This window comes from Nonomuraea purpurea (assembly GCF_042650645.1).
In the GTDB taxonomy this organism is placed as follows: Bacteria; Actinomycetota; Actinomycetes; order Streptosporangiales; family Streptosporangiaceae; genus Nonomuraea; species Nonomuraea purpurea.
In genome coordinates, this window is sequence record NZ_JBHSBI010000001.1 from 44,879 (window position 1) to 59,944 (window position 15,066).

The 15,066-nt window shown below is 70.4% G+C and carries 15 protein-coding genes; 9 read left to right on the forward strand and 6 right to left on the reverse strand.

Features of this window, described 5'->3' with window-relative positions:
• Positions 1 to 78: 78 nt before the first annotated feature.
• The 4 genes from ACFOY2_RS00210 to ACFOY2_RS00225 are packed head-to-tail and all read right to left on the reverse strand — an operon-like array spanning position 79 to position 3,316.
• A complete protein-coding gene (locus tag ACFOY2_RS00210) occupies positions 79 to 984 on the reverse strand; it encodes an amino acid ABC transporter permease (protein ID WP_379525818.1) in 906 nt (301 codons plus the stop codon).
• On the reverse strand, positions 981 to 1,649 hold the full coding sequence (locus ACFOY2_RS00215) for an amino acid ABC transporter permease (RefSeq protein WP_379525819.1): 669 nt from the start codon (positions 1,647 to 1,649) through the stop codon (positions 981 to 983). Before ACFOY2_RS00215 ends, ACFOY2_RS00210 begins: the two co-directional genes overlap by 4 nt.
• 58 nt (positions 1,650 to 1,707) lie before the next feature.
• Entirely contained in the window at positions 1,708 to 2,577 is an 870-nt protein-coding gene (locus ACFOY2_RS00220) for a glutamate ABC transporter substrate-binding protein (protein WP_379525820.1), read from the reverse strand.
• A gap of 19 nt (positions 2,578 to 2,596) precedes the next feature.
• Entirely contained in the window at positions 2,597 to 3,316 is a 720-nt protein-coding gene (locus ACFOY2_RS00225) for an amino acid ABC transporter ATP-binding protein (RefSeq protein WP_379526432.1), read from the reverse strand.
• Between the two features lie 173 nt (positions 3,317 to 3,489).
• On the opposite strand from ACFOY2_RS00225, the gene miaB reads away from it, so the two are divergent.
• The 3 genes from miaB to ACFOY2_RS00240 all read left to right on the forward strand — a co-directional run bounded on the left by miaB (position 3,490) and on the right by ACFOY2_RS00240 (position 6,937).
• A complete protein-coding gene (gene miaB / locus ACFOY2_RS00230) occupies positions 3,490 to 4,986 on the forward strand; it encodes a tRNA (N6-isopentenyl adenosine(37)-C2)-methylthiotransferase MiaB (protein WP_379525821.1) in 1,497 nt (498 codons plus the stop codon).
• A 1,107-nt stretch (positions 4,987 to 6,093) separates the two neighbouring features.
• Positions 6,094 to 6,666: a hypothetical protein gene (locus ACFOY2_RS00235; protein ID WP_379525822.1), complete on the forward strand. Its 573-nt coding sequence runs from the start codon at positions 6,094 to 6,096 to the stop codon at positions 6,664 to 6,666.
• A gap of 133 nt (positions 6,667 to 6,799) precedes the next feature.
• A complete protein-coding gene (locus tag ACFOY2_RS00240) occupies positions 6,800 to 6,937 on the forward strand; it encodes a hypothetical protein (RefSeq protein WP_379525823.1) in 138 nt (45 codons plus the stop codon).
• Here ACFOY2_RS00240 and ACFOY2_RS00245 read toward each other — a convergent pair.
• Complete coding sequence (locus ACFOY2_RS00245; protein WP_379525824.1) at positions 6,910 to 7,827, reverse strand: ribonuclease Z; 918 nt, start codon at positions 7,825 to 7,827, stop codon at positions 6,910 to 6,912. The two genes, ACFOY2_RS00240 and ACFOY2_RS00245, sit on opposite strands and share 28 nt — an antisense overlap.
• Between ACFOY2_RS00245 and ACFOY2_RS00250 the strand changes: the two genes are divergently transcribed.
• Genes ACFOY2_RS00250 through ACFOY2_RS00275 form a run of 6 tightly spaced genes read left to right on the forward strand, consistent with a single transcriptional unit; the run spans position 7,826 to position 13,952 of the window.
• Positions 7,826 to 8,350 (forward strand): methylated-DNA--[protein]-cysteine S-methyltransferase, encoded by a 525-nt coding sequence (locus ACFOY2_RS00250; protein ID WP_379525825.1) that lies wholly within the window; start codon positions 7,826 to 7,828, stop codon positions 8,348 to 8,350. The genes ACFOY2_RS00245 and ACFOY2_RS00250 overlap by 2 nt on opposite strands.
• A 13-nt stretch (positions 8,351 to 8,363) precedes the next feature.
• Positions 8,364 to 9,269 carry a tRNA (adenosine(37)-N6)-dimethylallyltransferase MiaA gene (miaA, locus tag ACFOY2_RS00255; RefSeq protein WP_379525826.1) on the forward strand — a complete coding sequence of 302 codons (906 nt, stop codon included), beginning with the start codon at positions 8,364 to 8,366 and terminating at the stop codon, positions 9,267 to 9,269.
• A gap of 9 nt (positions 9,270 to 9,278) precedes the next feature.
• Complete coding sequence (gene dapF, locus ACFOY2_RS00260; RefSeq protein ID WP_379525827.1) at positions 9,279 to 10,091, forward strand: diaminopimelate epimerase; 813 nt, start codon at positions 9,279 to 9,281, stop codon at positions 10,089 to 10,091.
• Positions 10,092 to 10,139: 48 nt separating this feature from the next.
• Positions 10,140 to 10,895, forward strand: coding sequence for an SCO6745 family protein (locus tag ACFOY2_RS00265; RefSeq protein ID WP_379525828.1), 756 nt, complete (start codon positions 10,140 to 10,142; stop codon positions 10,893 to 10,895).
• 19 nt (positions 10,896 to 10,914) lie between these two features.
• Positions 10,915 to 13,191, forward strand: a complete 2,277-nt coding sequence (locus ACFOY2_RS00270; RefSeq protein WP_379525829.1) for a tetratricopeptide repeat protein — start codon at positions 10,915 to 10,917, stop codon at positions 13,189 to 13,191.
• A gap of 2 nt (positions 13,192 to 13,193) precedes the next feature.
• On the forward strand, positions 13,194 to 13,952 hold the full coding sequence (locus ACFOY2_RS00275; RefSeq protein WP_379525830.1) for an SDR family NAD(P)-dependent oxidoreductase: 759 nt from the start codon (positions 13,194 to 13,196) through the stop codon (positions 13,950 to 13,952).
• A 1-nt stretch (position 13,953) separates the two neighbouring features.
• On the opposite strand, the gene ACFOY2_RS00280 is transcribed toward ACFOY2_RS00275, so the two are convergent.
• Positions 13,954 to 14,940, reverse strand: coding sequence for a winged helix-turn-helix transcriptional regulator (locus ACFOY2_RS00280; protein ID WP_379525831.1), 987 nt, complete (start codon positions 14,938 to 14,940; stop codon positions 13,954 to 13,956).
• Between the last annotated feature and the right edge of the window lie 126 nt (positions 14,941 to 15,066).

Below are 15,066 nucleotides of genomic sequence, written 5' to 3' on the forward strand. Positions count from 1 at the left end.
GCGACGCAGAAGTGGGGGATTCTTGAGGATCCGCGGGCAAGGACGGGCGGCGGGCTCGAAAGCCCGCCGCCCGAAGGGTCAGTCGTCGGGCTTGTCCTGAGCCGGGCCCGCGCCGCCGACGCCCGCGCTCACCCCGAGGGAACCGGGCGCCGCGACGGGGGCCGCCGCGGTCTTGCGGCTGCGCCTGCTGCGCCGTTCCAGCCAGGTGGCCAGGTAGCTCAGCGCCATGTTCAGCGCCACGTAGATGATGCCGATGACGATCGCCGCCGGGATCAGCGAGCCGAAGAAGCGGGCCGGCAGGATCTTGAACCCGGTGTTGAGCAGGTCGACGTAGGCGATGATGTAGCCGAGCGCGGTGTCCTTCAGCAACACCACGAGCTGGCTGACGATGGCCGGCATCATCGCGGTGACCGCCTGCGGCAGCAGCACCAGCCGCATCACCTGGTTCTTGCGCATGCCCACGGCGTACGCGGCCTCGGCCTGGCCCTTGGGCACCGAGTGCACGCCCGCCCTGACGACCTCGGCCAGCACCGAGCCGTTGTAGAGCATCAGGCCCACGACCACGGCCATGAACGAGTAGTCGCCGCTGCCCGCCACCGCCGGCGCCAGGTAGAAGATGAAGAAGATCAGCAGCAGCAGCGGAATGGACCTGAAGACCTCCACCACGACGCCGGCCGGGACCCGGATCCAGGCGTGGTCGGAGAGCCTGGCCAGGCCGAACACCGCGCCGAACAGCAGGGCCAGCACCGCGGCCGCCGCGGCGGCCTCCAGGGTGCCGAGCAGGCCGGGGAAGATGTAGAACTGCCACGTCTCCCACTGCAGGAACGGCTGCCAGATCCTGCCTTCCCACTGGCCCTTGGCGTCGAAGCCGTCGTAGATGCCGTACAGGACGGCCCCGACCGCGGCGAGGCTGATGAGCGTGAGCAGGATGTTGCGTGCCCGGGCGCGCGGCCCGGGAGCGTCGAACAGGACGGTGGTGCTCATCGGACCACCGCCAGACGCCGGGCCAGATAGCCGGTGAGGTAGCCGATCGGCAGCGTCACGGCCATGAAGGCGATCACGACCCCGATGAAGATCGGAATCGAGGCGCCGACCTGGTCGAACGCCTCCTTCATGTTGGCCGCGATGTCTGCGGCGAACCCGCCGGCCACCGCCACCGTGCTGTTCTTGATCATGGCGATCATCACGCTGCCCAGCGGCGCGATGACCGCGCGGAACGCCTGGGGCAGGATGATCATCGTCAGTGACTGCGTGAACGTCAGCCCGATCGCCCTGGCCGCCTCCGCCTGGCCCATCGGCACCGTGTTGATGCCGGACCGCAGGGCCTCGCAGACGAACGCCGCCGTGTAGGCCGACAGGCCCATCGCGACGATCCAGAACGAGTTCGTCCGCGGCTCGCCGGACAACACCAGGCCGAGCGTGTCGCTGAGACCGAGTGCGGAGAAGGCCAGCACCAGGGTCAGCGGGGTGTTGCGCACCACGTTGACGTAGATCGTGCCCGCCGCGCGCAGGACCGGCGTGGGGGACACCCTCATGGCCACGAGGACGGTGCCGAGAATCAAGGAGGTGATCGCGCCGACGATGGAGAGCTTGACGTTCTCCAGGAACCCCTGCGCGAGGTCGGGCGCGTACCTAATCAGATCTTCCATCGTGCTCCACCGCATAGGGCGGCGGCGGCCGGGGCACCGACCGCCGCCTCTGGTGTGATCAGCTGCAGCCCTCTGCCGGAGGGGCCGTGTCGGACAGCTTCAGGCCCTGAATGCCGCCGAACCACTTGTCCAGCAGCTGCTTCATGGTGCCGTTGTCCCACAGCTTCTTCACCGCGGTGTTGACGGCCTCGCAGGTCTTGGTGTCGCCCTTCTTCAGGCCGACGCCGTACTTCTCGTCCGTGAAGCCCTGGCCCAGCACCTTGAATTTGCCGCCTGCCTGCGCGGCCTGCTTGGCGAAGCCCGCCAGGATCAGGTCGTCGGTGGTGACCGCGTCGAGGTTGCTGCCGGTCAGCTTCTGCACGCACTCGGAGTAGTTGGCCGCGTCGACCGTCGTGGCGGCGATGTTGAGCTCGCCGTCCGGCGGCGGGTCGGTGATGCGCTTGTAGGAGTTGGAGCCCGCGGCCTTGCAGATCTTCTTGCCCTTGAGGTCCTGCGGCGTGTTGATCGCGGTGTCGTCCCCGCGGACCATCACGTCCTGGTGGGCGACGACGTACGGGCCGCCGAAGAAGACCTTGCCCTTGCGCTCCTCGGTGATGGAGTAGGTGGCGAAGATGATGTCGACCGTGCCGTTCTGCAGGAACGGCTCACGGTTGGAGGAGGCCGACTCCTTCCATTCGATCTGCACGTCCTTGCCGCCGGCCAGTTCCTTCACCACGGCCTTGGCCACGTCGACGTCAAATCCCTCGGGCTCGTTGCCCATCTTCAGACCCAGGCTCGGCTGGTCCCATTTGGTGCCGACCACGATCTTGCTGGCACCCTGGACCTTCTCCAGCACGCTGGCGTAGGTCTGGTCACCGCCGCCGCAAGCGGTCAGGCCGGCGGCGAGTGCCACCACGGAGAGCACCGCTCCCGTTCGACGCATGTGCATGTGTACCTGCCTTGATAGTTCAGTGCGTGAGGATCTTCGAAAGGAAATCGCGCGCGCGGTCGGTCTGGGCGTTGGTGAAGAACTCGTCGGGGGTGTTCTCCTCCACGATCTGCCCGTCCGCCATGAACACCACCCGATTGGCGGCCCTGCGGGCGAATCCCATCTCATGGGTGACGACCATCATCGTCATCCCGTCACGAGCCAACCCGATCATGACGTCGAGGACCTCCTGCACCATCTCGGGGTCCAGTGCGGAAGTCGGCTCGTCGAACAGGATCATCTTCGGGTCCATGGCCAACGCCCTGGCGATCGCGACACGCTGCTGCTGACCGCCGGACAACTGGGCCGGGTATTTGTCCGCCTGTGCTGCGATGCCCACCCGTTCGAGCAACTCCATCGCCCGCGTGTTGGCGGCGTCCTTCGCCTTGCCGCGCACCTTGATCGGGCCGAGCGTGACGTTCTCTCGGATGGTCTTGTGGGCGAACAAGTTGAACGACTGGAAAACCATACCGACGTCGGAACGCAGTCTGGCCAGCGCTCTGCCCTCCTCGGGCAGGGACTGGCCGTCAAATATGATTTTCCCGTCGCTGATGGTCTCCAACCGGTTGATCGTGCGGCAGAGAGTTGACTTACCGCCGCCCGATGGGCCGATGACGACCAGCACCTCACCACGAGAGACGGTCAAGTTGATGTTCTTCAGGACATGAAGCGCCCCGAAGTGCTTGTTGACGTTCTCCATCTGCACGAGTGGAGTGGCGTCGCCGTTCTCCGTCATGCAGTAAAACGTAGAGGCCGTTAGAGCGTTGTGCACTAACCGGGTGGTACCGATCCGATCACATCATGCCATCAAGCTGGCCTTTTAGATCGGTACGGACCTCGTCAAGGCTGACACCGACTACCCTTGAATGCGCCATGACTGTGACCCAGGAGGGCGCCCGCACATACGAAGTGCGCACATACGGGTGCCAGATGAACGTCCACGACTCCGAACGGCTGTCAGGCCTGCTGGAGGACGCCGGCTACGTGCCCGCCCCCGACGGCGAGGCCGCCGACGTGGTCGTGTTCAACACGTGCGCCGTGCGGGAGAACGCCGACAACCGCCTCTACGGCAACCTCGGCCACCTTCGGCCCGCCAAGATGAGCAACCCCCGCATGCAGATCGCGGTCGGCGGCTGCCTGGCGCAGAAGGACCAGGGCGAGATCGTCCGCAAGGCGCCGTGGGTCGACGTCGTCTTCGGCACCCACAACATCGGCTCGCTGCCGGTGCTGCTCGAACGCGCCCGCATCGCCGGCGAGGCCCAGGTCGAGCTGAAGGAGTCGCTGGAGGTCTTCCCCTCCACGCTGCCCACCAAGCGCGAGTCGGCCTACGCCGCCTGGGTCGCCATCTCCGTCGGCTGCAACAACACCTGCACCTTCTGCATCGTGCCCTCGCTGCGCGGCAAGGAGAAGGACCGCCGTCCCGGCGACGTCCTGTCCGAGGTCCAGACGCTGGTCGGGCAGGGCGTCCTCGAGGTGACGCTGCTCGGTCAGAACGTCAACACCTACGGCGTCGAGTTCGGCGACCGCCTGGCCTTCGGCAAACTGCTGCGCTCCTGCGGCGACATCGACGGGCTGGAGCGGGTCCGCTTCACCTCGCCCCACCCGGCGGCCTTCACCGACGACGTGATCGCCGCCATGGCCGAGACGCCCAACGTCATGCACCAGCTCCACATGCCCCTGCAGTCGGGCTCCGACCGGGTGCTGCGCGCGATGCGCCGCTCCTACCGCGCCGAGCGCTACCTGGGCATCATCGAACGCGTGCGCGCCGCCATGCCCGACGCCGCCATCTCCACCGACATCATCGTCGGCTTCCCCGGCGAGACCGAGGACGACTTCCAGGCCACCCTTGACGTCGTCCGCCAGAGCCGCTTCGCCAACGCCTTCACCTTCCAGTACTCCATCCGCCCCGGCACGCCCGCGGCCACCATGCCCGACCAGATCCCCAAGGAGGTCGTGCAGGAGCGCTACGAGCGGCTGGTGGCGCTGCAGGAGGAGATCTCGTGGGAGGAGAACAAGAAGCAGGTGGGGCGGACGCTCGAGGTGCTCGTGGCCGAGGGCGAGGGGCGCAAGGACGACACCACCCGCCGCCTGTCGGGGCGCGCCTCCGACAACCGGCTGGTCCACTTCGCGGTGGGCGCCGAGACACCTCGGCCCGGTGACATGGTGACGGTCGAGGTCACCTACGCCGCGCCGCACCACCTGGTGGCGGACGGGGGCGCGCTGTCGGTGCGCCGCACCCGGGCGGGGGACGCCTGGGAATCCCGCCAGGGCACGCCTTCCGGGAGTGGGGCGGGGGTGCTCCTGGGCATGCCCACCATCGGCCGCCCAGCCCCTTCTGCCACACCGACCAGCACCTGCTCAACCTCCTGACCTGAACCACCGCCGTTCCGGCTCACCCGGCCCCAACACCATCGGACGGCCTGGGACGGCGGCCGCGCTGCCACCCCAGGCCCCGCCCGTGAAGCGGCCACCGATAACCAGCCCGCCCAGGGGCCGTCGGCAACCGGCCCGCCCGAAGCCGGCGACCGACCCGCCCAAGGCCGGAGGGCGCATCCATGGGGCCGCCAGTTGGCCCAGGGGTGTTGGCAACTGGTGCCGGGTCGGTGAGGGTGGGGTGCCCTCGCCGGTCGTTTGGCGAGGGCGGGTGAAGGATTAGCGGCGGGTCAGGCGTTCCAGGAGGCCGTAGCAGGGGTCGCGGCGGAAGTCGTTGAACGTGGCGCAGGGATCAGGGGGCCCGCCCCGAGAAGCCGGCGGGGCCGGGTCGGCGGGTTTGGGGGCTGAACGCTCCTGAGGCGGCGGCTGAGGGGATGCCTTGGGTGCCGACGGCTCGTCCTGCCGCGTCCCCGCCGACCGCCTCTGAGGTGGCTCTGGGGGAGCTGTGGACCGTTGCGGACGAGGAGCGGGGCGAGCCGTCGACGGGCCGGCGGGCGATGCGGGCAGCAGTTCCGTGATCGAGGCCAGCGGGTCTGTGACCGATTCCACAGGCCCGTCCGGGGAGGGCGGCCTCAATGGCTGCGACGGTGTGACCAATCCCAAAGCCTCGGGCGGCGGAACGGCCTGAATCCAGGGGGATGTAAGCGGCCAGGAGGCAATTCCCTCCGGCTTCGCAGCCGGGATGTGGAACGGTCCATTTGATGTCGTCGGTGAGGTTGTGTTCGACGGAGAGTAAGAGGTCAATGGCGCAGAGGAATTCGATCTTGGGGAAAGTCGATCGATTTCCTGTGAGCTTTGTCGCGGCGGTTCTTGCCCGTTGGTGAATGCCAGGTAAATCCCCAGGGCTGCGGTGACGAGTACCCCGGCTGCTCCGGCCACGGGTGCCAGGTTGGCGCGGCTACCTGGGCAAATGGATCTAAGGGGGGACAAGTCGTGATTCCTTTGTGATTGGTGTGCGAGCATTCCTCTGTTGCGGCTAGTGTGGTCCATCACCCGCGGAAGCCGGTGAGCTTTCCCGATACGACCGCGAGGAGTCGCACCACAATGCAAGATCCGATGGAGCCCGATCGCCAGGAGATCCTGGCCGGGCCGGGGGACACCCGCCTGGAATCGAGGAGAACCGGCTCGCGGGCCAAACCCGCGGAAGGCAGGAAGAAGATCGTCGTCATCGCGGCCTCGGCGCTCGTCGCCGTGCTCGCCGCCGGCGGAGTCGGATACCTGCTCGCGGGCAACCCCGCCGAGACCGCGCAACAGGGCGGCGGCGGCCGTCCCGCGACCTCTCAGAGCGCCGGCACGAACGGCGACACCCCCCAGGACGACCAGGCCACCATGGGCGACGCCGCCACCGACGCCCCGAACGGCGACCTGTCCGACGACGGGAGCATGGGAGACGTCGCGACCGACGGCGGCCCGGTGGGCGACCCCGCCGGCGACACGGGCTCCTCCGGCACCGATCGCGCCGGCGACTCGAAGGGCACGAACTCCGCGACGGGCGGCGACGGCAAGAAGCCCTCGACGACGTCCCCCACCAAGCCGCCGCAGACGTCGGGCGCCGACACCCCGGCGAAGGGCCCGGCGGGCGAGGTCGCGGGTCAATGCGCCAAGGACGGCTGCTGAGCCCCCGATCCCGAAAGGGCCGCACGCCATACTGACAAGTACGCTTGCGCTTGTCGCAGCGGCCGTCTGCCCGCCCACCCCGCTGATCGTGCACCGCCTGCCGCGTCGCGATCGACGCGCTTCACGTCCCGACGTGCTGATCGCGGTGGGCGGCGCGGAGGCGACGATCCCGTACGGGCACCCTGCGCCCTTGGGGCATGGACGCGACGGAGGGCCGGGGTCGCGCGCCCCCTACGGCGTCGGCTACTTCGCCAGCCTGTGGACGACCTGACGCCGCGGCACCGGGATCCTCATCAGGTCACGGGCCAGCACCACCTCGCCGTCGAAGCTGCGCCGCACCTCGGCGACGAAGGCCGGCTCGTCGTCGAACCCGTACCGCTCGGAGAAGTGCGTCAGCACCAGCCGCCGCACGCCCGCGTCGGCCGCCACCACCCCGGTCTCGAACGCCGTCAGGTGCCCGTACTCCTTGGCCAGTGCCCCTTCTGAGGACAGGAACGTGGACTCGATCACCAGCAGGTCCACGCCCCAGGCCAGCTCGAAGACGGCGTCGCAGAGCCGGGTGTCCATGACGAACGCCATGCTCTGCCCCGGCCTGGGCACGCTGCACTCCTGGAGGGTGATGCCGCGCACGGATCCGGTGCGCTGCAGCTCGCCGATCTCCGGCCCGCGGATGCCGTGGGCGGCCAGTTTCTCGGGGAGCATGCGCCGGCCGTCCGGTTCCTGGACGCGGTACCCGTACGACTCGACGGGATGGGACAGGCGGCGCGCGACGAGCGGCCCCACACCGGCCAGCGGCCCGGAGATCGCATGCTCGGCCACGACCGAGGTGTCGGCGAACGCGGCGGCGTGCCGCAACCGCCGCCAGTAGGTCTCGCCGGAGGCGGGGAAGACCGCGTTCACCGGGTGCCTGACCTTGTCGCGGGCGATGCGCTGCACCACCCCGGGCACGCCGAGGCAGTGGTCGCCGTGGAAGTGGGTCAGGCAGAGCCAGTGGACGTCGTTCGCGCTCAGCCCCGCATGCACCATCTGCCGCTGCGTGCCCTCACCCGGGTCGAAAAGAAAGCCTTGACCGTCCCAGCGCAGAAAATAGCCGTTGTGGTTACGGTGGCGGGTGGGAACCGCGCTGGAGGTGCCGAGCACCACGAGTTCACGAGAGGACATGATGGCCGCGCAAGGACAGACGGTCGCCTTCGCCGAGGTGCCGACGCCGGTGGGCCCGTTCGAGCTGGCCGTCACCGAGATCGGGCTCGTCGCGTCCGGCTGGGCGTCGCGTGGGCGGCTGGCCGACCGGCTCGACCTGGCGGAGGTTCATGATGCGGATCGTACGGCCTTCGCCGTCGCCGAGCTGAATGCTTATTTCGCCGGGGAACTGAAGGTTTTCATGACGCCTGTCGACTGGCGGCTCATGTCCGGGTCGCGGCTGCGGGTGTTGCGGGCGCTGCACGAGGTCCCGTACGGCACCGCCGTCACCTACGGAGAACTGGCCGCCCGCAGCGGTTCCAGCGTGCCCGCGCGCGGCATCGGCTCGATCATGGGCTCCAACCCGATCCCGATCATCGTGCCCTGTCACCGCGTCGTCGCGGGCAACGGACTGGGCGGTTTCAGCGGCGGCGAGGGCGTGGAGACCAAGCGGTGGCTGCTGACCCACGAGGGCTACCTGCAGCCGACGCTCCTGGATCTCTAGGACACTGGTGGGTGTGCGCCAGCAGTCTGTCATCGCCGTCGTGGGCCCCACGGCGGCAGGAAAGTCCGATCTCGCCGTGGACCTCGCCCTCCGGCTGGGGGGCGAGTGCGTCAACGCCGACTCCATGCAGCTCTATCGCGGCATGGACATCGGCACGGCCAAGCTGACCCTCGCCGAGCAGCGCGGGGTGCCCCACCACCTGCTGGATATCTGGGACATCACGGTCACGGCCAGCGTGGCCGAGTACCAGCGGCTGGCCAGGGAGGTGTTCGACTCCGTCGAGGTGCCGGTGCTGGTCGGCGGCAGCGGCCTGTACGTGCGGGCGGCCATCGACGACCTCGAGTTCCCCGGCACCGACCCGCGGATCAGGGCCAGGCTGGAGGCCGAGCTGGACGAGCGCGGCCCGGCCCCGCTTTACGAGCGGCTGCGCGCCCAGGATCCCACCGCCGCCGCGGCCATCCTGCCGAGCAACGGCCGCAGGATCGTGCGCGCGCTGGAGGTGATCGAGCATTCGGGACGCCCGTTCTCGGCGACCATGCCGTCCTACGACGCCGTCTACCCGAGCGTGCAGATCGGCCTGGAGGTGCCGCGGCCGGAGCTGGACGAGCGGATCGAGCTCAGGGTCGAGCGCATGTGGCGGGCGGGTTTCGTCGAGGAGGTGCGCGGGCTGCTCGGCCGGGGCCTGGAGCAGGGGCGCACGTCGAGCCGCGCTCTTGGATACGCCCAGGTCATCCGCTTCCTGGAGGGCGAGTGGAGCGAGGAGCAGGCGATCGAGGAGACGGTCAGGGCCACCAGGAGGTTCGCCCGCAGGCAGGAGTCGTGGTTCCGTCGCGACCCACGGGTGTGCTGGCTGCCCTATGACGCCCCCGACCTGCTTGAACGAGCCCTCGCGCGAATCTCCGAGCACTCGTGCGCATAAACTTTTAGAATGCGCTTTCTCAAGGGGCACGGCACCGAGAACGATTTCATCATCCTTCCTGATCTCGGCGGCGAGGCGGAGATCAGCGCCTCGTTCGTCGCCAGGATCTGCGACAGGAGAGCCGGCATCGGGGCCGACGGCGTGCTCAGAGTGATGCGCACCAAGCAGAGCCACGAGGTGGCCGAGCACGCGGCGGCGGCCGAGTGGTTCATGGACTACCGCAACGCCGACGGCGGCGTGGCCGAGATGTGCGGCAACGGCGTGCGCGTGTTCGCCCGCTACCTGATCGACGCGGGGCTGGCCGACCAGACGGAGTTCGCGGTGGCCACCAGGGGCGGCGTGCGCGGGGTCAGGGTCGAGCCCAACGGCGACATCACGGTCGACATGGGCAAGCCCGTCGTGGGCGGCGAGAGCGTGGCGACCGTCGGCGGCCAGGAGTACACGGGGCTCCGTGTCGACATGGGCAACCCGCACCTGGCCTGCGCCACCGGCGAGCCCGTCGTCCAGCTCGACCTCAGCCACCAGCCGGGCTTCGACACCGGCGTCTTCCCCACGGGCGTCAACATCGAGCTGTTCAACCCGGTCGGCCCCCACCGCGCCGTCATGCGCGTCTACGAGCGCGGCTCCGGCGAGACCCGATCCTGCGGCACGGGCGCGGTGGCCACGGCCGTCGCCGCCGCGAACCTGGCGGGCGAGACGACCGGCACCTGGACGGTCGAGGTGGTCGGCGGCACGCTGACGGTGATCCTGGAGGAGGAGACGAGCCACCTTTCCGGCCCCGCCGTCATCGTGGCCAGCGGCGAGCTGACGCTTGCAGAATAAGGTTCTCCTGGGGGAAGCTGGGTCCATTCCACGAACTGAGGGGTGGACATGGCTGACCCACGCACCACCGCCGTCCAGGTCAGGGCGCCGATCGGCCAGATAGGCGGCGGATTCATGGTCTCCAGAGAGGCCAAGGCCGTCTGCGACGAACACGGCCTCGGCCCCCGCGAGCTCTACTTCAGGGGCCGCTGCGGCGTCCTGGGCGAGTGCGCGGCCGACGTGGTCACCTCGGTCGCCGTCTTCTTCCCGCCTCGGCACGTCGAGGAGAGCTGGAACGGCGGCCGCAAGCTCCCCGTCGAGCAGGCCGTCGAGCTCTACGCCGAGGCGTGCAGGGCCTGGGGCAGGCGCAAACTGGGCGGCTACGACGGCTGCGCCAGGCTCGCCGAGCTGCTGCGCAAGGTCGTGGACGCGGCCCCTTCGACGGGGGCGCCGCTGTTCGCGGGCTGGCGGGCGGTGCCGCTGGCCGACGACGCCCCGGCGCGGGCCGCGCAACTCGCGCACGTCGTCCGCGAACTGCGCGGCGCGCTGCACGCCAACGCCGTGATCGCGGCGGGCCTGAGCCCGCTGGAGGCCACGCTCGCGACCGGCCACGACGCCACGCCGTTCGGGCAGGTCACCGGCGAGCGGATCGCCGCGTACTTCACCTGGCCGGAGCCCTACCCCACCCCCGGCCCCGGCGTCGTGGCGCGGCGGGCGGCCGTGGAAGAGACGACCGACGATCTGATGGCTCCGATGTTTTCGGTCCTCGACGACGGTGAATCGGACGAGCTGATCGAGCTTCTGCGTTTTGGGGACGCTCGTTGACCTGGCAGACTTGCCTGCCATGGACGTGGACATCTGGGCCTGGGTCGGCGACACCCAGCAGCAGCTTTCCGAGGCGGGCAACGTTGGCCTCGCCATGGCGCTGGGAGACCTTCCCGCACAGGCCTATGACGGGCGATACCCGCAGCTCGACGTCATGGCCCCGGCCATCGCCCAGCAGGCCGAGGCGCTTGAGCTGCCCTGGCTCGAGTTCTACGCCCGCTACTGGCACCTGATCGGCCGTATCGGCGACCGGGCCCAGGGCGCGGTGGCCATCGACGACGCGCAGCAGCTGCTGGCGTTCGCCCAGCGCGAAGACGTGCGCGAGTGCCCGGCCGCCCCTGCGGCGGTCGAGGCGCTGGCCATCGCGTGGGCCAACACCGACGGCCCCGGCTACGCCGCCGAGCGCCTGGAGACCCTGGGCTCCCACATCGAGGGCATGAGCCCGGAGAAGCCCGCGTTCACCGGCCTGGTGACGCAGTACGTCGCCGCGCTGATCGACGCCGGCAAGCCGGGCGAGGCCGTCACCTACGCCGAGTCCGCCGTCGAGCGGCTGAAGGTCGCCGGCCGTGAGGCGAGCTGGGAGCTCGGCGCCGAGAGCGCCCGCGCCCTGCTGGCCGTCGGCCGCGCCGACGACGCGCTCGCCGCGCTGCAGGCGGCGGCCGAGTTCGCCGCCGACGACCCGGTGGCCAAGGAGCACCGCGACGGCGTGCGCAGGGCGCTGATCCTGGCCACGCTCGGCCGCACCGCCGAGGCCGTCGACGCGCTGCCCGACCTCGACGTGGTCGGCGAGCACCCGCGGGTGTTCACGGAGTGGTCGCAGGCCGTGGCCAAGCTGGCGGGCTCCTCGCAGATCACCAACACCTGGCAGCTCGGCCGCGTGCTGCGCCAGTGGGTCGACTACTTCGGCATGATGGGCGGCTACCGCGCCCGCGTCGAGCTCGCGCTGGTCGCCGGCGACCTGGCCATCGCCAGGCAGGGCGTGTGGCAGGCCAGGCTGCTGGCCGACCTGGCCGAGTCGGGCGCCGCCGAGCTGCGCCAGGCCGAGGAGCTGGCCGAGCGCATCGCCGCGCTGCGCGCCACCGCCGACGCCACCGCCGAGTCCGAGGCCCCCGGCCCGCTGGAGGAGCGCGTCGGCCTGTTCGACGCGGCCGACGGCTTCAACGCCGACCCGGAGAAGTGGGTCGGCTGGCTGGCGCCGCTGTCCGGCAAGGACCTCGAGTCCACCCGCCGCCACACCACCACGCTCGGCTTCCTCGGCTACCCCGCCACCGGCGCCGACATCTACTGGAAGTTGCTGGTCGACAGCGGCGACATCGCCACGGCCGACTCCGACGACGTCGCCTACCTGACCACGCTGCTCATCGAGGCGCGCCAGGACGAGCGGCTGGAGCAGATGGCCGCGATGTTGCCGCACGACGCCCAGTACCTCACGCTGGCCAGGCTCCACAGCGCCCGCGAGCGCTGGACGGAGACCGTCGAGAACGCCGAGCACGCCATCGCGGCCGGTGCCGGGGTCGACGCCCGCCGCCTGCTGTCGGGCGCCGCCCAGCAGATCGACCAGAACGCCAGGGCGGCCGAGGTGCTGCTGGAGGTGCTCGACGAGCTCCCCGACGAGGACGTCTGGCGCATGGTCGTCATGGCCACCTCGGCGGAAGACTGGGAGACCGTCCGCAAGGGCGCGGCCAAGATCGGCATGCCGATCAAGTCGAAGGAGGGCCCGATCGAGGAGGAGATGGGCCTCATCAGGGTCATCCTCCCCGCCCCCGACGGCGGCCAGCGTCAGGTCCTGTCGATCCGCACCGGCCCCGCCACGGCCAGGCTGGCCCTGCCGCAGCCGCGCGGGATGGACTACAACGCCGGCGACCTGGTCGTCTTCGACCCGCAGTTGCTGGAGCCCGTCCCGGAAGACCCGCAGGAGCAGCAGAACTTCGTGCCGCCGTTCGCGGCCGTGCGCATCCTGCGGCCCGGCGGCTACGCCAGCTACTTCTTCGACGGCGCCGCGCCGAGCGAGGAGGACTGGGCGGAGTTCACCGAGGTCATGGCCGAGCGCGGCTGGCCCATGTGGGTCTACAGCGACGAGAACTACGCCGTCACCCACCCCACCAGCGGCGAGTCGCTGCCGGGCGTGTTCGGCTGGGTCGCGGTGCCGCCCGAGGTGTCGCCCTCCGAGGTCGACGCGCTGCTCGACGACGCCACCGAGCGGTGGGTGCACCCGCTGGCCTGGCTCGACCTGGCCCGCGAGATCGACGTCGAGGTCGAGCGGCACGAGCGCATCGTCAAGGAATACGGGCTCTAGCCGTGCCGGCGCGCTTCGGCCTCGAGGGCAAGGTCGCCATCGTCACCGGCGCCTCCTCGGGGCTGGGCGTGGCCTTCGCCGAGGGCCTGGCCGAGGCGGGCGCCGACGTCGTGATCGGCGCCCGGCGCGCGGAGCGGCTGGAGGAGACACGGCGGCTGGTCGAGCGCACCGGCCGCCGGTGCCTGGCCGTCCAGACCGACGTGTCGCGGCCGGAGGAGTGCGACGCGCTCGTGGCCGCGGCCGTCGAGGCCATGGGCGGCGTCGACGTGCTGATCAACAACGCGGGCGTCGGCACGGCCGTGCCCGCGCTGCGCGAGACGCCCGAGGAGTTCCGGCGGGTCATCGACGTCAATCTCCATGGCACGTACTGGATGGCGCAGGCGTGCGCGCGGGTGATGCGTCCCGGCTCGTCCATCGTGAACGTCGGCAGCGTGCTCGGCGAGACCACGGCGGGGCTGCCGCAGGCCGCCTACACCGCCTCCAAGGCGGCGGTGGCCGGGCTCACCCGCGACCTGGCCCAGCAGTGGAGCGGGCGGCGCGGCATCAGGGTCAACTGCCTTGAGCCGGGGTTCTTCGCCTCGGAAATGACCGAGCAGTACAAACCCGGTTACGTGGAGGAGATCACGCAGTCGCGGGTGATCATGAAGCGGGCGGGGGAGGCGGCCGAGCTGGTCGCCGCCGCGGTGTTCCTGGCCGGCGACGCGGCCTCGTACATCACCGGGGTGACCCTCCCGGTCGACGGCGGGCTGCTGCTCACCTGACTCACTTCAGCACGTCGCGCCGGGCGGCCAGGAAACCGGCGTGGAAGCGGGTCCTGGCGCCGAGGCGCTCACACAACACCTGGACGCGGCGCTGCACCGTGCGCGGGCTGAGCCCGAGCTGCCGGGCGATGGCGTCGTCCTTCATGCCGGCCGCGAGCAGCGCCAGCACCTCCGTGTCGGCCGCCTGCGGCCACCCCTCCGGCTCCAGCGACTCCTCCGCGGCCAGGCGGAGCGGCACCGCGGCCCGCCACAGCGTCTCGAACAGCCCGACCAGCGCGTCGAGCAGCGCCGACGGGTGCACCACCAGGGCGCTCTCCACGGCCCGGTCCGCGTCGGAGACCAGGGGCAGGATGGCGGTGCGCGCGTCGGCGACGGCCAGCTTCACCGGCACCTGGCCGAGTCTGGCCTGTTCGCCGTCGACGATGGCGCGGCGGGTGTGGGCCAGCATGCCGGGGTGCTCGAAGGCCTGCGTGCTGTAGATCCCGCGCGTGGGCGCCCCCTTGCGGGCGGCTCGCCGCCGGTTCTCCCGGTCGTCGCTGATGTCCACCGCGTAGGGGGGATGCACCAGCACGAGCATCTCCCTGGAGGCGTTGCGTTCGAGCTGGAGATAGCGGCGGGCCACGGCGTCGCGCCCGGTCACCACCTCCAGCACCTCCTCCGGATGCGGCCCGCTGCGCTCGGCGACCTCGGTGGCCAGCAGCGCGGCCCCCGCCCTGCTGTGGGTCAGCTCCTCCTGGCGGCGGGCGACGAGGATGTCGATGGCGATGTTCGGAGGCGTGGCGATCAGCCGCAGCGGCCGGCCCGCCACCCGCGAGATCAGTCCGAGGTCCTCCAGCCGGGGCAGCATGCGCCGGATGGCGGTCACGGACGAGCCGGTTTCTGCGGCGAGCTCGCTCAGCGTGGCGGGGCCGTGCCGGAGCAGCGCGCGGTAGGCGCCCTCCTCTGTCACGGTGACGCCGAGCCCCTCAAGTAAGCGCCGCTGCGCCATGTCACCTCTTCCTGACATGCCATGATCCCGACTCAGCGTATGGCGGGCCGCGTCCGGCGGTCCACACGGCCCGCGAAACGCCCTTTTGGCAGTCTTGTTCAGAGGTGGGCAGGGCTTTAAGGTCGT

Excerpts from the sequence above, each read along its gene's own strand:
- ACFOY2_RS00220 (WP_379525820.1), bottom strand. The coding sequence starts at position 2,577 with ATGCACATGCGTCGAACGGGAGCGGTGCTCTCCGTGGTGGCACTCGCC.
- ACFOY2_RS00250 (WP_379525825.1), top strand. The coding sequence starts at position 7,826 with ATGATGGCCGCGCAAGGACAGACGGTCGCCTTCGCCGAGGTGCCGACG.
- ACFOY2_RS00210 (WP_379525818.1), bottom strand. The coding sequence starts at position 984 with ATGAGCACCACCGTCCTGTTCGACGCTCCCGGGCCGCGCGCCCGGGCA.
- ACFOY2_RS00235 (WP_379525822.1), top strand. The coding sequence starts at position 6,094 with ATGCAAGATCCGATGGAGCCCGATCGCCAGGAGATCCTGGCCGGGCCG.
- dapF (WP_379525827.1), top strand. The coding sequence starts at position 9,279 with ATGCGCTTTCTCAAGGGGCACGGCACCGAGAACGATTTCATCATCCTT.
- ACFOY2_RS00245 (WP_379525824.1), bottom strand. The coding sequence starts at position 7,827 with ATGTCCTCTCGTGAACTCGTGGTGCTCGGCACCTCCAGCGCGGTTCCC.
- ACFOY2_RS00280 (WP_379525831.1), bottom strand. The coding sequence starts at position 14,940 with ATGGCGCAGCGGCGCTTACTTGAGGGGCTCGGCGTCACCGTGACAGAG.
- ACFOY2_RS00265 (WP_379525828.1), top strand. The coding sequence starts at position 10,140 with ATGGCTGACCCACGCACCACCGCCGTCCAGGTCAGGGCGCCGATCGGC.
- ACFOY2_RS00225 (WP_379526432.1), bottom strand. The coding sequence starts at position 3,316 with ATGGAGAACGTCAACAAGCACTTCGGGGCGCTTCATGTCCTGAAGAAC.
- miaB (WP_379525821.1), top strand. The coding sequence starts at position 3,490 with ATGACTGTGACCCAGGAGGGCGCCCGCACATACGAAGTGCGCACATAC.
- ACFOY2_RS00215 (WP_379525819.1), bottom strand. The coding sequence starts at position 1,649 with ATGGAAGATCTGATTAGGTACGCGCCCGACCTCGCGCAGGGGTTCCTG.
- ACFOY2_RS00270 (WP_379525829.1), top strand. The coding sequence starts at position 10,915 with ATGGACGTGGACATCTGGGCCTGGGTCGGCGACACCCAGCAGCAGCTT.